Below are 16,254 nucleotides of genomic sequence, written 5' to 3' on the forward strand. Positions count from 1 at the left end.
CTAGCTCGCCAAGAACGAGAAGATGCCTATGGGAGAAAACCGATGAGTGAAGACTTCAACATGTCGATGCGCAAGTTCCTCAAGCAGGTTGGGGTCACCTCCCAGCAGGCGATCGAAGAGGCTATGCGGACATCTGACACAAGCGGTAAGACGTTTGACGCGAAAATGGTTCTGACCATCGATGGTCTGGAACTTGAACACGTCGTCACCGGCAAAATCAACGGACAGGATTGAGCGTGGCACTTACACGGGAGGCGGTTCTGGCCGCACTGAAAGCTGTGACCGATCCGGTCTCGGGACAGGACGTTGTGTCCGCCGGGGTTGTGCGGGCGCTTAACGTAGACGGCGACGCGGTGCGTTTTGTGGTCGAAGTGTCCCCGGACAAGGCCGAGGTCTATGGCCCGGTGCGCCAAGCCGCCGAAGACGCCGTGAAGGCGTTGGGGGCTGCGTCGGTGTCGGCAGTGATGACAGCGCATTCCGCCCCCAAGGCGCCGCCTGACCTCAAGGGCGGTGCCAAGCCGAAACAGGCCGGCCCGGAACGCATTCCCGGCGTAGACCGCATAGTGGCCATTGCCTCTGGCAAGGGCGGCGTAGGCAAATCCACAGTGTCTGCGAACCTTGCATGTGCCCTGGCCGCCGAAGGCCGCCGTGTTGGTTTGCTGGACGCCGATGTCTATGGCCCCAGCCAGCCGCGTATGTTGGGTGTCTCGGGTCGACCCGCCAGCCCGGACGGCAAGACAATCCTGCCAATGCGCAATTTCGGCGTGACGATGATGTCGATGGGTCTCATGGTCAACGAAGGTCAGGCGGTTGTCTGGCGTGGACCGATGCTCATGGGCGCGTTGCAACAGATGATGATGCAGGTGCAATGGGGCGCGCTGGATGTGCTCTTGGTAGACCTGCCGCCCGGCACTGGCGATGTGCAGATGACGTTGTCGCAAAAGGCGCATGTCGATGGGGCCGTGGTCGTGTCTACGCCGCAGGACGTTGCGTTGATGGATGCGCGCAAGGGCATCGACATGTTCAACCAGATGAATGTGCCGATCATCGGGCTTATCGAAAACATGTCCACGCATATCTGTTCCAATTGCGGGCACGAAGAACACATCTTTGGTCATGGCGGTGTTGCCGCTGAAGCGGCCAAGATCGGTGTGCCTTTGCTGGCGGAAATCCCGCTTCACCTTGATATCCGCAAAGCGGCGGACGGGGGCGCGCCCATCGTGGTGTCCAAACCCGACAGCGCGCAGGCCGAAGCGTTCCGAGAACTGGCCCGCACGCTGATTGCCGCTGGCAAGGCATGATGACAGGACCAACCTTCCCGCCGCTGATGCAGGGCATCAATGCGGCGGGGGCGGACCCGTTCGAGGCGGCCTGTTCCGAGGCAGCACAAGGATGCGACGCCGGCACGATCCTGTATGACGTGTCCCCCGACAGGCTGCGTGTTGCCATCGTTCTGGCCCCCGAGGTCGCTTTGGCAGATGCGGCGGTAATGCTGCCCCTCACCGGCGTTGCGCTGCAAAACGCGCTGGGCGCGTTGGGGCCGTCTGAACTGGCCGTGCACCTGCAATGGGACGGCCCGATCCGGGTGAACGGCGCGCGCTGCGGCTCGCTTCGCGGGGCCACGGACACGCGCAAGGCGGGCTCCGAACCGGGGTGGCTGGTCACCGGGTTCGAGCTGATCTTCATGCGGCCCAACGTGGCCGGTGGCGAGACCCCCGACGACACTGATTTGATGAGCGAAGGCTGCGGCGACTTGACGCCGATTGATCTGCTGGAAAGCTGGTCGCGCCATCTTCTCAACTGGATCAGTCGGTGGGAAAGCGATGGCTTGGGGCCGCTGCACGCCGAATGGTCCGGTCTGGTCCACGGCTTGGGGCAGGACGGCACCTATCTGGGCCAAACCGGCCATTTTCTGGGCCTTGATGAAAAGCTTGGCCTCTTGCTTCGTACCGAGGGGCAGACCATGCTCTTGCCGGTGACAGACCTATTGGAGATCCGTTCATGAAACTCGCCCGTGCCATTCATTTCGACGAGAGTGACCAGCGTGTCTTTCATTCCCCGGCACGGACGGGCGAATGGTGCATCTCGGGTGGGTTCGAGTTTTCCAACTGGTCCGAGGCCGATCTGGAAGGCCGGGCGAAACAGGCGTTTTCCAACGGCTGGCTTGGGGCGGAAACCTTTGGTCGGGTCAGCTTTGTTGCCGTGACGCAGATCGAACTGTCCGAGCGCGAGGCGCTGGTGCAGGCGGTGGCCCAGCATTTCGTCGACCTGTATGGTGCGCCGAATGTCAACGCTGCCCGCCCCGTGGCCGAGGCCGAAATCACCCATATGGCAGAGCTGTGTGACGACCATGCGCCCAACACCCTGCTCACCGTCGTGCGAGAGTTGACAGAGGCAGGAGTGCGCGAAACCTACCGCGTGATCGAGCCGCAGGAAGCCGATATGGCATTGCTCGCCGTGCATGGGTCGCTGGACGAATAGAGGGTTCCAGCGCATCGGCCTACGGCCTCGCCCGAGGATGACGGTTCGGTCACTTTACCTCTGCCACATCCCGCACCGGCATCTCGCCCGAAATCTCAAGGATCAGTTTGCGTTTCACGGCCTCCGCGAAAGACGCGCGGTTCTCTGCTGTCACCACAAACGCCCCCACGCCACCGATGATCTGCGCCTCATATTGTGCCTCAAGCCCGCCTTGGGCGCGGCCCGGATCGTCGGGGCGCAGGATCGGCAGCGCATTGATTGTCACCCCTGCCGCGAGAACTGTCGCGCGGGCCTCGGCGATGGAGGGCCCGGAAAAATTGCCAACGGAATCGCCGGAAAAGTCGATCACCCGCCGCCAGCCGTCGAAATCGTTGGTCTCCATCAGCCGCAACCCTTCGAGCAGCGCCGCGCCGATGGCATTGCGCCCATACGCCTGTCGCGGCTTGTTGAGCAGTTCGGCGGCAAACAGCACTGCACTGTCGGGTCCGTCGATCAGCGTCCAATCGGCCACCACGGCCTGATTGGCGGCCCATTCCACATAGGTCACAACAATCGAGCCATAGGCGGTGTTCGCAATCGCGGCCAACACCTCGGGGTCAGTGATCGCCTGCGCATAGCCTTCCCGCTGGAAATCAATTTCGCTCTGGTCGATCGAGCCAGAGGCGTCAGCCAGCAGCACCAGTTCAAGATCGGTGTCCTGCGCAAAGGCAGGGCCCGCAAGGCTCAGCAGCAAAAACACGATCAGATGACGCATGGCACTATCCCTATACCGCATGAGCCTAGACTAGGGCGACAGGCCCGGTTCGCCAACAGGATTGATCGGGATCAACGCGCCCGAAGTGAGGAACTGGCATACGTGCTTCATCTTTAGCCAGCCGGAGGGTTCCCCATGCGTCACATTACTGCTTGCCTTGTGCTTTTTGGACTGACTGTCACACCCGTGATGGCGCAGGACGTGGATCAGGGGCATGCCCTGTTCCAGACCCATTGCGCGACTTGCCACGGCGCGGATGCCAAAGGGCAGGGCCCGCTTGCCAGCGCGCTTGTGCTGCAACCTGTGGATCTGACCACGCTGGCGGCAGTGCACGGCGGGGCGTTCCCGCTGGAAACTGTGCTCAAACGCATCGACGGGACCGACCCGCTGGTCAGCCACGGATCGCCCATGCCGGTGTACGGCCCCTATTTCGAAGGGGTTGCCAATACGGCAATGAAACTGCCGAACGGACAACCGATGCTGGTGTCAGAACCGATTGCCGATCTGGTGGGCTATCTGATGTCGTTGCAAATCACCCAGTAAGCCGGGCCTTAGTCCTGCTGTGCCGCGCGTTCGGCGATCCGCAGGCAGAGGTCGGTCGCTTTGGCCATGTCCTGTACCGACACCCATTCCAAGGGGCCGTGGATGTTCTGCATGCCGGTGAACAGGTTGGGGCAGGGCACGCCCATTTCCGTCAGACGCGACCCGTCGGTGCCGCCGCGGATCGGAACCGACAGTTCCGCAATTCCCAGATCGGCCAGCGCGTCGCGGGCAAGGGTGACCGGTGTCATGTCGGTTTCCAGCCAGTAGCGCATGTTGCGGTATTGCGGCGTGATTGTGCAGGTGATCCGGGCGCGGGGTTCGGTTGCTGCGATGGTGTCGCAGACCTGACGCAGCAACGTGCCTTTCGCCTCCAGCCCGTCGCGTTCGAAATCCCGCAGGATAAAGCGCAGCACCATTTTATCCGCACTGCCTTGGATGTCGACCGCGTGGATAAAGCCCTCGTCCCCATCGGTGGTTTCGGGTGTCAATGTGACCTGCGGCAGGGTGTCGATGATCTTGGAGGCCAGATGTATGGCGTTCACAAGCTTGCCCTTTGCGGCACCGGGATGGATCGACACGCCTGTGACAGTGACCACGGCAAAATCGGCCGAAAAGGTCTCATAGGTGATTTCGCCCAACGCCCCGCCATCAAACGTATAGGCAAAGTCCGCCCCCAGATTGGCGGGCAATCGGTCGTCCACCCCGCGCCCGATCTCTTCATCGGGGGTAAAGGCGATGCGGATGGTTGGATGCGGAATGTCCGGGTTGCCCAGAAGGTGCTGCGCTGCCGCCATGATGATCGCCATCCCCGCCTTGTCATCCGCGCCCAGCAGGGTAAGACCCGACGCGGTGACAATGTCATCCCCAACTTTCTCGGCCAGATAGGGAAAATCCTCTGGTGACAGCACCAGCGCAGGATCGTCGGGATAGGTTATCGCGCCGCCGTTATAGCCCTCGATCACACGCGGCTTGACGCCAGTGGCGTTGAATTGCGGGGCTGTATCAACATGCGCCAGAAACCCGATGGTGGGACCGGGGGCGGTGCCAGGTATCGTGGCAAGAACCGCGCCATAGTCGGTTTTGGTCACATCCGCCGCACCGATCTGGATCAGCTCTGTCACCATCAGGTCAAGCAGCGCATGCTGACAGCTGGTGGACGGGGCAGAGGCGCTGTCCATGTCCGATTGGGTGTCGATTGCGCAGTAGCGGACAAGACGGGATTTCAGGTCTTCGTGGAACGGACTCATGGGGCCTCCTGTGATCGGTGCCGCCAAGGGGCCGGAGCGCCGACCGGGAGTCAAGGCACTGTGTCAGCGCGGATCTGCCCGTCGCGTCTCGGATCGTCAGGATGGCATGAGAACAGCGCGATCTTGTTGCCTTGCGGGTCGCGCAAATAGCCAACGTAGAAATCCGCGCCATATGCGTCGCGGAATCCCGGTGGCCCGTCATCCTGACCGCCAGCGGCAAGGGCCGCAGCATGAAGCGCACGGACCTGTTGTTGATTTTGTGCCTGAAACGCGGTCATGCACCCGTTTCCAGCCGATGCAGGCTGTCCGTTGAAAGGTGGTTTGACATAGTAGTCGGGGAACATCGCAGGCTGGCCCGGTTGCACGGGATGCACATAGCTGAGACCCTCTGGCCCGTCCTCGACCCCATAGCCAAGGGCTGGCAAAAACGCTGCGTAAAACCGCTTGGCCGCCTCGATATCATCGGCCCCTACGGTGACATAACCGATCATGATGCGGGTTCCCTGCGAAAAGACCAGCCAACACGGCGGACATTGCAGGCCAAGGCTAGGTCAACAGGCCGTCTGGCTCAAGACACAGGTTTGCAGGCCGATCTTTGGTCAACACGGTGGGTTCCAATAACCCTCGTTTGTTGCGCGTAGGAAAAACTCCGTGGTCAATGTTGCCACAAACCCCATTCAAAACTCAAATGGGTGTTGAACGTTTTTGTGGCTACCATGGCAGAAGACAATAGTGGTCTTGCAGGAATGCGGCAAAGCGGCCTCAACCCGACCTTCGCCGGGCTTGCACGGACGCCGCAACACGGCCACTTTTGTATCTGCTTTCTAAAAACCCCCAAACAGAGTAGGCATCCCAATCTTTCAGGGTGCGGGGCACATCATGGCGCAAAATGCCACTATTTATAAAGTTGAACTCACAGTCTCGGACATGGACCGGCACTATTACGAAACCCACAAACTGACCGTGGCCAAGCACCCGTCCGAAACAGATGAGCGACTGATGGTGCGCCTTGTTGCCTTTGCGCTGAACGCCCACGAGCATCTGGAAATGACCAAGGGTCTGTCCACCGATGATGAACCCGACATCTGGCAGAAAAGCCTGAGCGGAGAGCTTGATGTCTGGGTGGCGCTCGGCCTGCCCAGCGAAAAGGTCGTACGCCAATCCTCTAGCAAAGCAGGCAAGGTGGTGATCTATGCCTATGGCGGCCGCACGGCCGAGATGTGGTGGGACAAGATCAAGAACAGCACCACGCGCTTTGACAATCTTCAGGTGATCAACCTGTCCGAAGCCGACACTGGCGCGCTGGCAAAGCTGGCCAGCCGCGCGATGAAATTGCAGGTCAATATCCAGGAAGGCGATGTCATGGTCAGCGTCGATGACAGCGTTGTCTACGTGACGCCCGAGATTTGGAAAACGGTTGCGTAAGGGATTACCTTTATCGCGTGTGCAGGCACGTCGGCCCCAGCTGGGCTCACCCACCGACCAAATAGAAAAGCGCCCGAAGATGTTTCCGGGCGCTTTCTTTTTTCCACAACCCCGTCAGGGAAGAGCTATCGCCAAGCGGCGGTCAACAACGCCCGATCAGTTCGGGATATCGCCGGTGATGCCTTCGATATAGAAGCCCATGCTCAAAAGCTCGCCGTCTTCCGCAACCTGACCTTCGGCCAGCCACGCAGAGCCGTCCTGCTTGTTCATCGGGCCTGTGAACGGGTGATATGTGCCCGCTGTGATCGCGTCGATCATGCCTTGTGCCTCGGCTTGAACATCCGCGGGGATCGCATCGTTCATCGCACCGATCACGACTTCGCCCTCGGGCATGCCAGCCCAGCTGTCAATCTGCTCATAGGTGCCATCCATCAACGCGCCGACGCGCTTGACGTAATACGGCGCCCAATCGTCGATGATCGACGCGATGCGTGCGCCCGGTGTGCCGTCGTCATTGGTGGTGAAAGCCGCCATGTCAGACGCCTGGCCAAAGCCCCATGCGCTGCCGCCTTCCTTGGCGATTTCCGCCAGCGGAGCGGTGGAGTCGGTGTGCGCCGTGATCACGTCAACGCCTTGATCCAGCATCGCACGCGCCGCGTCGGCCTCTTTGGCAGGGTCAAACCACGTGTAGGCCCACGTCACCACAAGTTCCACATCCGGGTTCGCCAGCTTGGCATGGTGGTAATAGCTGTTGATGCCCATGATCACTTCGGGGATCGGAAAAGACGCGATATAGCCAATTTTGTTCGTCTGGGTCATCTTGCCCGCGATGTGGCCCACTACGGCACGGCCTTCGTAAAAGCGCCCATTGTAAGTGGACACGTTCGGATGCTCGCGCTTGTAGCCGGTGGAATGCTCAAACTTCACATCCGGGAACTTGGATGCAACCGCGTTGGTCGCGTCCATGTAGCCAAAGGAGGTGGTGAAGATGATGTCACAGCCGGAAATCGCCATCTGCGTGATCACGCGCTCTGCGTCGGCACCCTCGGGCACGCTTTCCTGCCAGCGGATGTTCACGGCATCGCCATATGCTTCTTTCACTGCCAGCGCGCCCTGATGGTGCTGAAAGGTCCAGCCGCCATCGCCGATGGGGCCGACATAGACAAAGCACGCCTCGGTCGCATCTTGGGCCATCGCTGGGGCGGCCCCCAAAGTCAGCGCTGCGGCAGCAGTTGCAAGCAAAGTTCTACGGATCATGTATGGTCTCCCGGTTGTGGGGCGGCAGATGCCCCGTTTGATGTGGTGCGCCCGCCTATATCAGCGGGTCGCGTGGAAAGTCTGTCCAAGGTTGGCCGGCGCATTATGGCTGCCTTTCCGTCGATTGGACGAGATCAAAACAAGCACAAGGATCGTTATCAGATACGGCGACATCGACAAGTACTGTACGCCCCATGTCATTCCAGCGGCTTGCAAATTTAGCTGCAATACGGTGATCCCGCCAAAAAGATAGGCTCCGACCAAAACGCGCCCTGCGCGCCAGCTGGCAAAGACCACGATGGCCAGCGCAATCCAGCCGGCGCCTGCCGTCATGCCTTCGGTCCATTGCGGCACACGCACAAGGCTCAGATAGGCCCCGCCGAGTCCTGCACAGGCCCCACCGAACATGATGGCAAGCAGCCGCACGCGGATCACCTTGTAGCCAAGCGCATGGGCACTGTCATGGCTTTCGCCCACCGCGCGCAGGATCAGCCCGGCGCGGGTGTATTTCGAAACCGCCCAGACCGCGACGACGATGCACAGGCTCGCATAGACCATGATATCGTGCGAAAACAGCATCCGCCCCACGACAGGCAGGTCGCTCAGAAGCGGGATGTCCAGCTTGGGGAGGGTTGCCGTTTTCATGCCCTCATAGGGTTTGCCCAAAAGCGACGACAGCCCGAGACCCACCAGCGTAAGCCCAAGCCCGGTGGCCACCTGATTGGACAGAAATACCTGCGTCAGCACTCCGAATGTCAGCGACAATGCCGCCCCTGCGATGGCCGCCACAGCAAATCCCAGCAAGGGGGATCCGGTGTTGATGGCGACGATAAATCCAATCACCGCGCCGGTGATCATCATGCCTTCGACACCAAGGTTCAGGACGCCGGATTTCTCGACCACCATTTCGCCAATCGCGGCCAACAGAATGGGCGTTGCCGAGATTATGATCGACGCGACCAGCAGGACTGGGTTGATATTACTCAGGTCCATCACGCCACCTCGCTTGTGCCAAACCGCACCCGGTAATTGGTCAAAACGTCCACACCCAAAAGGAAGAACAACAACATCCCCTGAAACAGCTGGATCGACGCGCCGGGCACGCCCAGCATCAGCTGCGCCAACTCGCCGCCGATATAGGTCAGCGCCATCAACAGCCCGGCCAACAGAATGCCCACTGGATGCAAGCGGCCAAGGAAGGCCACGATGATCGCGGTAAATCCGTAACCCGATCCAAAATCGATGGTGATCTGGCCCGCAGGTCCGGACACCTCGAAAAGCCCGGCCAGCCCGGCCAATGCCCCCGCCAGCCCAAGGCAGAACAGGATGGTCCGCGCCGGCGACACGCCGGCGAATTTGGCGGCGCGCGGGGCTTCTCCCGTGAGGCGAATGTTGAAGCCCTGAATGTGCCGCGTCAGCAACACGTAGGCAAAGATCACCGCGATGAATGCGGTCAACACACCCAGATGCATGCCCGAGCCGGGGATCAGCTCCAGGTTCTGCGAGGACGACCATTGCGCAAGGTTGCGTGAGCCCGGAAAGCCCATGCCTTCGGGGTTGCGCAACAGGCCCGACGACACGGATGCGAGCAGGTTTTCTGCCACATAAACCAGCATCAGGGACACGAGGATTTCATTGGTGCCGAATTTCACCTTGAGCAGAGCCGGGATCATCGCCCAGGCCCAGCCGCCCAACGCGCCCGCCACGATCATCAAAGGCAGGATCAGCGCCGACTCCATCGGATAAAGCGCAAGACCCGCGCCCGCGCCACAGATCGCGCCCATGATGTATTGCCCTTCGGCACCGATATTCCAGATACCCGCGCGGAATCCGATTGACAGACCAATGGCAATCAGGATCAGCGGACCAGCCTTGACCAGCAATTGAGGCCGCGAAAACGCGGCAAATTGCGGGTGAAACAGCGGATCCCAGAAAATCGTGCGGATCGCCTCGAACGGGGAGGTGCCGATCAGGCTGAACATGATCCCGCCAAAGATCATGGTCAGAACCACGGCCAAGATCGGGGTTGCCACAGTCCATGCCTTGGACGGCTGCGGGCGCTTTTCAAGCCGGATCATACACTGCCCTCCGGCTGCTCAGGGGCCATGCGACAGAATTTGCATATTTGGAAAAAGAAGAAGACAGGACAGAGTAACCTGCTGGCTTCTTCTTTTCATAAATATGCAAAAGCACGGATTCCCCTTTTTGCTGAGTGTCGGCAAAGGTGTCACGCATCAACATGGGCCACCTCCATGTCATGCGCACCGCCCATCATCAGGCCGATCTCTTCCATGTTCAGGTCCGCCACCGGCCGTAGCGCCGACAGCCGTCCTTCGTTCAACGCGCCAAAGCGGTCCGAGATTTCCAGAAGCTCGTCGAGATCCTGACTGACCACAAGGATCGCAGCGCCCTTGGATGCCAGATCCAGCAAAGCCTGACGGATCGCCGCCGCCGCCGCCGCATCCACGCCCCAAGTGGGCTGGTTTACGACCAGAATGTCCGGGTCCTGCGCCACTTCGCGCCCGATGACAAATTTTTGCAGATTGCCCCCCGACAGCGCGCGCGCCGCCACATGGGTGCCGGGGGTGCGCACGTCAAAGCGCTTGATCACATCGCTGGCAAACCGATCCGCGTGCTGCCAGTTGATGAATCCGTTGGTCACCAGATTTTGCCGCCGCCCTGCGGTGAGGACCGCATTTTCCGTCAGGCTCATATTGGGGGCAGCCGCGTGGCCCAGCCGTTCCTCGGGCGCGGTCAGGAACCCTGCCGCGCGCCTGTTCACCGGCCCGTCACGGCTGACATCCGCGCCCTTGACCCAGATCGTTGCAGGTTTGGTGGTGCGTTCGCCCGACAACGCCAGTAGCAATTCGTCCTGCCCGTTGCCGGCAACACCGCCAAAGCCCAGCACCTCACCCGCGCGCAGCTCAAAGCTGATGCCGCGCAAGGGCGTACCGAACGCGCCGGGGGCTGGCATGGTCAGGTTGTCGACCCGCAACAGCACCTCGCCGGGTGTGGTGTGTTTGGCAGCAGGCGACGCAAAGCTCGATCCGATCATCATTTCCGCCATCGCCCGCGCAGTGGTTTCAGAAGGCGTGCAGGTCGCCACTTTCTTGCCCAGCCGCAGAACCGTCGCGTGATCACACAGCGTCCGGATCTCTTCGAGCTTGTGGCTGATATACAGAATCGCTGTGCCTTCGGCCTTGAGCTTGCGCAGCGTCTGAAACAGGATTTCGACCTCTTGCGGGGTCAGCACCGATGTTGGTTCGTCCATGATCAGCAGCTTGGGGTCTTGCAACAGGCAGCGGATGATCTCGACCCGTTGCCGTTCGCCCGCCGACAGGGTGCCCACCGTGCGCGTCGGATCAAGCGGCAGACCGTAGGTTTCCGACACATCACGGATTTGCTGTGCCAGATCACGGCGCGGAGGAGGATTTTCCATGCCCAAGGCCACGTTCTCGGCCACGTCCAGCGCATCAAACAGCGAGAAATGCTGGAACACCATCGCCACGCCCGCCTTGCGCGCCGCGCTCGGTTCGGATGGCGCGTAGGGCGCGCCGCGCAGGGTCATGCCGCCTTTGTCGGGCTTCACCAACCCGTAGATCATCTTGACGAGGGTAGACTTGCCCGCCCCGTTTTCGCCCAGCAACGCATGGATTTCCCCTTCGCGGATGTTGAAGGACACGTCGTCATTGGCAACGACGCCCGGATAGGCCTTGGTCAGGCCTGTGAGGCGAAGAAGGTCGTCGGACGTGTTGGCGGACACTGGGCACCTGCGTTGATCGTTGAAAGGTTTAATAGCTGGCTGGCAACCCCGACGGCAATCGCTTGTGGGTGCTTTCCAAGGGATTTTTGCCCAATTGGGCAGCAAATGCGCGTTATTTGGGCGTCAAGGTGCCCAAGTTTCCGCAAGCGCGATGAAAATCGCGCCCATTTCGTCTTTGACCCGATCAACCCGGCAAAGCCAAAGCCATGCCGCAGCAGCGCGTCGCACAGGTTCAGGTCAAGCGCATGGGAATAGGTGACGATGAGATGTGCTGCGTTTTCCGGCGCGTGGGGGACCACCCGTAGCGGATCGCCGGCAGGCAGAGCATGAATGCCGTCCGGCACCTGTTCAGGAAACCGGGTCGGCGCGGTATCGACCCAGGTGATCTCGAACTCCGGGATCGGCCCCAACACATCGACCAGTGCCCGCCCGACATGGCCGGCACCCCAGATCCAGACCGGGCGGGCGGCCTGCGCCATTGGCTCCACGAACCAGCCCTGCACCATACGCGGACGCAGCGGCGTGCCTTGATTGCGCGCGCAGGCGATGAGGCGTTTGACAGCCAGCGGTATGTCGCCCGAACCGCGCGCGATAACCGTGTCAGTATCCAACGCCGCCAGCGTGTCTGTGTCGAACGCCTCTGCCCAAAGCGTCACAGCACCGCCGCAGCATTGGCCCAGCTCTGGCCCCAAAGGATGCTTGCTGAACCCGTTGCGTGTAAATGCGTGCTCTGCCGCCTGATACTCCAACGCGCCGCCGCCGATGGTGCCCGACTGCCCGCCGTCCCAGACCAGCATCGCCGCGCCGACCTCGCGCGGGGACGATCCCTGTACATCTGCAATCACCACGCGCGCAACGCGGCCATGCGCCTGAACGGCGGCGCGCAGTGTAGCCAGATCAAACGCCATGCCGCACCTGTTCGATCGCGGCCAGAACCCGTTCTGGCGTCGCGGGCGCGTCCAGCGCCGGGTACCCCTCGCCACAGGCTGAAACCGCATCCGACAGCGCTAAAAACACCGACATCCCCAGCATGAAGGGCGGCTCTCCCACCGCTTTGGAGCGGTAAATCGTGTCTTCTCTGTTACGCCCGTCCCAAAGCGCGACATTGAACACATCCGGCCGGTCCGAGCAGGCGGGGATCTTGTAAGTCGACGGCGCATGCGTGCGCAGCCGTCCGGCGTCGTCCCAGACCAGTTCCTCGGTTGTGAGCCAGCCCGCACCTTGCACAAACCCACCTTCGACCTGTCCAATATCCAAAGCCGGGTTCAAGGATGCCCCGGCATCATGCAGGATATCGCTGCGCAAGATGCGGTATTCGCCGGTCAGCGTGTCCACCGCCACTTCGCTCAGCGATGCACCGTAAGCAAAGTAGAGAAACGGTCGGCCCTGACCCTTGATCCGGTCCCAGCTTAGCTTGGGTGTGCGGTAGAACCCCGTTGCCGACAGGCTGATGCGCGCCTGATAGGCCATCTGTGCCACGTCGGCGAACCTGTAGCTCTCGCCCGCCACGGACACGCAACCTTCCGCAAACACCACATCCGCCGGATCGCATTGGTGCAGGCTGGCCAGATGAGCCGCCATCCGGTCGCGGATCGTGTCACAGGCCACCTTGACGGCCATGCCATTCAGGTCGGTTCCCGAAGACGCCGCCGTGGCAGAGGTGTTGGGCACCTTGCCGGTGTCCGTCGCGGTGATCTTGACCATCTCAAGCGGCACACCAAAGCGGCTCGCGGCCACCTGCGCCACTTTCTGGAACAGGCCTTGCCCCATTTCGGTGCCGCCATGGTTCATGTGGATCGACCCATCTTGATACACATGCACCAACGCGCCTGCCTGATTGAGATGGGTGAGCGTGAAAGAGATCCCGAATTTCACCGGCGAAAAGGCGAGGCCCTTCTTGATCACCGTGTTGTCAGCGTTCCACTTGGCAACCGCCGCACGGCGGGCTTCATACTCTGCCGATGCAAGCAACTGCTCCGTTAAGCCGCCCAGAATAAAATCCTTAACAACCTGCCCATACGGGGTGGTCTGACCCAAAGGCGCGCTGGTCGCAGCTGTGGTCTCCACCAACTCTTCGGACCCGCGCAAGGCGATGTCCCGCTCTTTCATCTTGCCCGGTAAACTCCGGGGGGGCGCCGAAGGCGTGGGGGGCTGGCCCCCCTCGACCTCTGCTGTGTAGTAATTCGCCCGCCGCACCGCGACCGGGTCCAAACCCCGATCATGCGCGATATGATCCATCACCCGCTCCATCCCCAACATCCCTTGCGGGCCACCAAAGCCGCGAAAGGCGGTGGCGCTTTGGGTGTTGGTCCTGAGCCGGTGGCTCTCGATCCGAACATGGGGCAGGTGATAGGCGTTGTCGGCATGCAGCATCGCGCGGTCGGCCACGGGCAGCGACAAATCCTGCGCCCAGCCGCAGCGGGTATAATGCTCAAACTCGATCCCCGCGATCACGCCGCGATCATCAAACCCCACAGTGTAGGCGATACGGAAATCATGCCGCTTGCCGGTGATCATGAAATCATCGTCCCGGTCATAGCGCATCTTGGCAGGACGCCCGGTCGCCGCCGCAACCACCGCACAGGCGATGGCCAGGGCGTTGCCCTGACTTTCCTTACCGCCAAAACCACCGCCCATGCGCCGCGTCTCAACCCGCACAGCGTGCATCGGCACATGCAGGGCATGCGCGACCTTGTGCTGGATCTCGGTCGGATGCTGGGTCGAGGCATGCACGACCATGTCGCCGCCTTCTTGCGGCAGCGCCATCGCGGTCTGGCCTTCGAGGTAGAAATGCTCTTGCCCGCCCATCTCGATCACACCGCTGATCTGGTGTGGCGCGGTGTCGATGGCCTCTCCGGCGTCGCCCTTTTCCCAGATGCGCGGCCCGTCCTCGAACCGGCTGTCTGCGGCCATTGCCTCATCAATCGTCAGGATCGCATCGCGCTCTGCATAGGTGATCCGGGCCAGACGCGCCGCCTTGCGTGCGGCCAGATGACTGGTCGCTGCCACCAGGAACACCGGCTGACCGAGATACTGGATCGTCGCCCCCGACAGCATGGGCTCATCATTGTTCGACGGCGAACAATCGCAGTCGCTGGGCAGGTCCTTGGCCTCCCAGACGCGCACCACACCCGGCGCCGCGCGCACCGCGTCAAGCGTGATCGACGTGATCCGCCCAGCCGCGATGACGCTGAGCCCGAAGGCCAGGTGCAGTGTGCCTGCGGGCATGGGAATGTCATCGACATACCGCGCTTGTCCGGTCACATGCAGGCGCGCGGCGTCGTGGGGCAGGGGTTTTGCAACGCTCATGCCGACACCTCCAACACGTTGGACGCATGGCCCTGATCTTCATGCCAATAACGCAGCAGCATGTTTTCCGCCGTGTGCAAGCGGTAGTCCGCGCTGGCGCGCATGTCCGACAGCGGTGTGAAGTCGCTGACCATCTTTGCCATCGCGGCGCGCACAGTTTTTTCGCTCCAGGCGGACCCGGTAAGGGCCGCCTCGACCGCCGAGGCCCGTTTTGGAATGCCCGCCATGCCGCCAAACGCGATGCGCGCCTCCGCGACGATGCCATCCTGCACGGTGATGTTGAACGCGGCGCAGACAGCGGAAATGTCCTGATCGAACCGCTTGGACAGCTTATAAACCCGTAGCCCCGGCGCATGGCGCGGGATCGTGACTGCCTCGACAAATTCGCCCCGGGCGCGGTCTTGTTTGCCATATTCGATAAAGAAATCCTCGATCGCCATGTCGCGTTGGTGATCGCCTGCCCGCAAATGCAGCGTGGCCCCCAGCGCGATAAGCGCGGGCGGGTTGTCCCCGATGGGCGAACCATTGGCGATATTGCCACCAATGGTGGCGGCCGCTCGCACTTGCGCCGAACCATAGCGGCGGATCATTTCCGCGAAAGACGGGTGGAGATCGCGCACCCTTGTCAAAACCCGGTCCATCGTCACGCCCGCCCCGATGCGCAGGCTGTCGTCACTCTCTTTGATGTGCTGCAAGTCGGTGCAGCGGTTCAGAAAGATCACATCATCCAGATCGCGCAGGGATTTGGTCACCCACAGGCCCACATCCGTTGCGCCCGCAATCAGGGTCGCGTCGGGCCGCGTGGCATAGGCGGCCGCAAGCTCATCCAGCGTTTCGGGGGCATAGAAGTTGGGGGCCTGTCTGTCTCCCGGACCGCCCGCCGCATCCCCCATAGGTGTTTTCAAACCCAAAGAAGCCGGGGGGGTGTCTTTCATCCATTCGGGCACGGGCTGGTTCGTTGCGGCCTGTGCTGCGCGGATGATCGGTGCATAGCCTGTGCAGCGGCACAGGTTACCCGCCAGCGCGTCGTCATGGCCCGTGTCGCCCTTCAAATGTGCCACTGCCATCGACACCACGAAACCGGGGGTACAGAAACCGCATTGCGATCCGTGATGGTCGATCATCGCCTGTTGTACCGGATGCAGGCTGTCATCGGGGCCGCTGATGCCTTCGACCGTGCGCACCGCGCAGCCCTCAAGCTGTGGCAGGAACAGGATGCACGCATTGAGCGCCCGCGCGCCGCGCGCATCGGTGACCATCACCGTGCAGGCGCCGCAATCGCCTTCGTTGCAGCCTTCTTTGGTTCCCGTCAGCCCGCGTGTTTCGCGCAACCAGTCAAGCAGCGTGACCGTGGGTGACACGTCTCGCAGCTCCACGCTCTCTCCGTTCAGAAGAAAGGTGATATCCATGTGAAATAACCTGCCGCCTTACCATTGTGACCCAGTTCAAGCGCGCCCTCGATGCGGCGTAGAAAG

Annotated in this window: 17 protein-coding genes; 6 read left to right on the plus strand and 11 right to left on the minus strand. The window is 61.5% G+C overall.

Annotated elements, in window-relative coordinates:
* Window positions 1–42 precede the first annotated feature (42 nt).
* Genes ACSHXH_RS01805 through ACSHXH_RS01820 form a run of 4 tightly spaced genes read left to right on the plus strand, consistent with a single transcriptional unit; the run spans window position 43 to window position 2,481 of the window.
* On the plus strand, window positions 43–234 hold the full coding sequence (locus tag ACSHXH_RS01805; RefSeq protein ID WP_435670034.1) for a DUF6494 family protein: 192 nt from the start codon (window positions 43–45) through the stop codon (window positions 232–234).
* 2 nt (window positions 235–236) lie between these two features.
* Window positions 237–1,301: an Mrp/NBP35 family ATP-binding protein gene (locus ACSHXH_RS01810; RefSeq protein ID WP_435670035.1), complete on the plus strand. Its 1,065-nt coding sequence runs from the start codon at window positions 237–239 to the stop codon at window positions 1,299–1,301.
* The gene (locus ACSHXH_RS01815; RefSeq protein WP_435670036.1) at window positions 1,301–2,005 is read left to right on the plus strand and encodes a DUF4444 domain-containing protein; all 705 of its coding nucleotides are present in this window, start codon (window positions 1,301–1,303) and stop codon (window positions 2,003–2,005) included. Before ACSHXH_RS01810 ends, ACSHXH_RS01815 begins: the two co-directional genes overlap by 1 nt.
* A complete protein-coding gene (locus ACSHXH_RS01820; protein ID WP_435670037.1) occupies window positions 2,002–2,481 on the plus strand; it encodes a DUF6505 family protein in 480 nt (159 codons plus the stop codon). The genes ACSHXH_RS01815 and ACSHXH_RS01820 overlap by 4 nt, the downstream gene beginning before the upstream one ends.
* Before the next feature lie 49 nt (window positions 2,482–2,530).
* Here ACSHXH_RS01820 and ACSHXH_RS01825 read toward each other — a convergent pair whose 3' ends face one another.
* Window positions 2,531–3,235: a DUF1194 domain-containing protein gene (locus ACSHXH_RS01825; RefSeq protein ID WP_435670038.1), complete on the minus strand. Its 705-nt coding sequence runs from the start codon at window positions 3,233–3,235 to the stop codon at window positions 2,531–2,533.
* 135 nt (window positions 3,236–3,370) lie between these two features.
* On the opposite strand from ACSHXH_RS01825, the gene ACSHXH_RS01830 reads away from it, so the two are divergent.
* Window positions 3,371–3,778: a c-type cytochrome gene (locus ACSHXH_RS01830; protein ID WP_435670039.1), complete on the plus strand. Its 408-nt coding sequence runs from the start codon at window positions 3,371–3,373 to the stop codon at window positions 3,776–3,778.
* A gap of 8 nt (window positions 3,779–3,786) precedes the next feature.
* Here the strand turns inward: ACSHXH_RS01830 and pepT are convergent, their stop codons facing one another.
* Window positions 3,787–5,025, minus strand: a complete 1,239-nt coding sequence (pepT, locus tag ACSHXH_RS01835) for a peptidase T (RefSeq protein ID WP_435670040.1) — start codon at window positions 5,023–5,025, stop codon at window positions 3,787–3,789.
* A 50-nt stretch (window positions 5,026–5,075) separates the two neighbouring features.
* On the minus strand, window positions 5,076–5,516 hold the full coding sequence (locus ACSHXH_RS01840; protein ID WP_435670041.1) for a VOC family protein: 441 nt from the start codon (window positions 5,514–5,516) through the stop codon (window positions 5,076–5,078).
* Window positions 5,517–5,904: 388 nt separating this feature from the next.
* On the opposite strand from ACSHXH_RS01840, the gene ACSHXH_RS01845 reads away from it, so the two are divergent.
* Window positions 5,905–6,450, plus strand: coding sequence for a YaeQ family protein (locus ACSHXH_RS01845; RefSeq protein WP_435670042.1), 546 nt, complete (start codon window positions 5,905–5,907; stop codon window positions 6,448–6,450).
* Between the two features lie 156 nt (window positions 6,451–6,606).
* On the opposite strand, the gene ACSHXH_RS01850 is transcribed toward ACSHXH_RS01845, so the two are convergent.
* Genes ACSHXH_RS01850 through xdhA form a run of 8 tightly spaced genes read right to left on the minus strand, consistent with a single transcriptional unit; the run spans window position 6,607 to window position 16,188 of the window.
* Window positions 6,607–7,707 carry a BMP family ABC transporter substrate-binding protein gene (locus tag ACSHXH_RS01850; RefSeq protein ID WP_435670043.1) on the minus strand — a complete coding sequence of 367 codons (1,101 nt, stop codon included), beginning with the start codon at window positions 7,705–7,707 and terminating at the stop codon, window positions 6,607–6,609.
* Window positions 7,708–7,767: 60 nt separating this feature from the next.
* Window positions 7,768–8,700: an ABC transporter permease gene (locus ACSHXH_RS01855; RefSeq protein ID WP_435670044.1), complete on the minus strand. Its 933-nt coding sequence runs from the start codon at window positions 8,698–8,700 to the stop codon at window positions 7,768–7,770.
* Window positions 8,700–9,785 carry an ABC transporter permease gene (locus ACSHXH_RS01860; RefSeq protein ID WP_435670045.1) on the minus strand — a complete coding sequence of 362 codons (1,086 nt, stop codon included), beginning with the start codon at window positions 9,783–9,785 and terminating at the stop codon, window positions 8,700–8,702. The genes ACSHXH_RS01855 and ACSHXH_RS01860 overlap by 1 nt, the downstream gene beginning before the upstream one ends.
* Window positions 9,772–9,948 carry a hypothetical protein gene (locus ACSHXH_RS01865; RefSeq protein ID WP_435670046.1) on the minus strand — a complete coding sequence of 59 codons (177 nt, stop codon included), beginning with the start codon at window positions 9,946–9,948 and terminating at the stop codon, window positions 9,772–9,774. Before ACSHXH_RS01865 ends, ACSHXH_RS01860 begins: the two co-directional genes overlap by 14 nt.
* On the minus strand, window positions 9,935–11,470 hold the full coding sequence (locus tag ACSHXH_RS01870; RefSeq protein WP_435670047.1) for an ABC transporter ATP-binding protein: 1,536 nt from the start codon (window positions 11,468–11,470) through the stop codon (window positions 9,935–9,937). Before ACSHXH_RS01870 ends, ACSHXH_RS01865 begins: the two co-directional genes overlap by 14 nt.
* On the minus strand, window positions 11,425–12,378 hold the full coding sequence (xdhC, locus tag ACSHXH_RS01875; protein WP_435670048.1) for a xanthine dehydrogenase accessory protein XdhC: 954 nt from the start codon (window positions 12,376–12,378) through the stop codon (window positions 11,425–11,427). Before xdhC ends, ACSHXH_RS01870 begins: the two co-directional genes overlap by 46 nt.
* Window positions 12,368–14,779 (minus strand): xanthine dehydrogenase molybdopterin binding subunit, encoded by a 2,412-nt coding sequence (gene xdhB / locus ACSHXH_RS01880; protein WP_435670049.1) that lies wholly within the window; start codon window positions 14,777–14,779, stop codon window positions 12,368–12,370. The genes xdhC and xdhB overlap by 11 nt, the downstream gene beginning before the upstream one ends.
* Window positions 14,776–16,188, minus strand: coding sequence for a xanthine dehydrogenase small subunit (xdhA, locus tag ACSHXH_RS01885; RefSeq protein ID WP_435670050.1), 1,413 nt, complete (start codon window positions 16,186–16,188; stop codon window positions 14,776–14,778). Before xdhA ends, xdhB begins: the two co-directional genes overlap by 4 nt.
* Between the last annotated feature and the right edge of the window lie 66 nt (window positions 16,189–16,254).

The sequence above is a fragment of the Marivita sp. genome (assembly GCF_051251565.1).
In the GTDB taxonomy this organism is placed as follows: domain Bacteria; phylum Pseudomonadota; class Alphaproteobacteria; order Rhodobacterales; family Rhodobacteraceae; genus Marivita.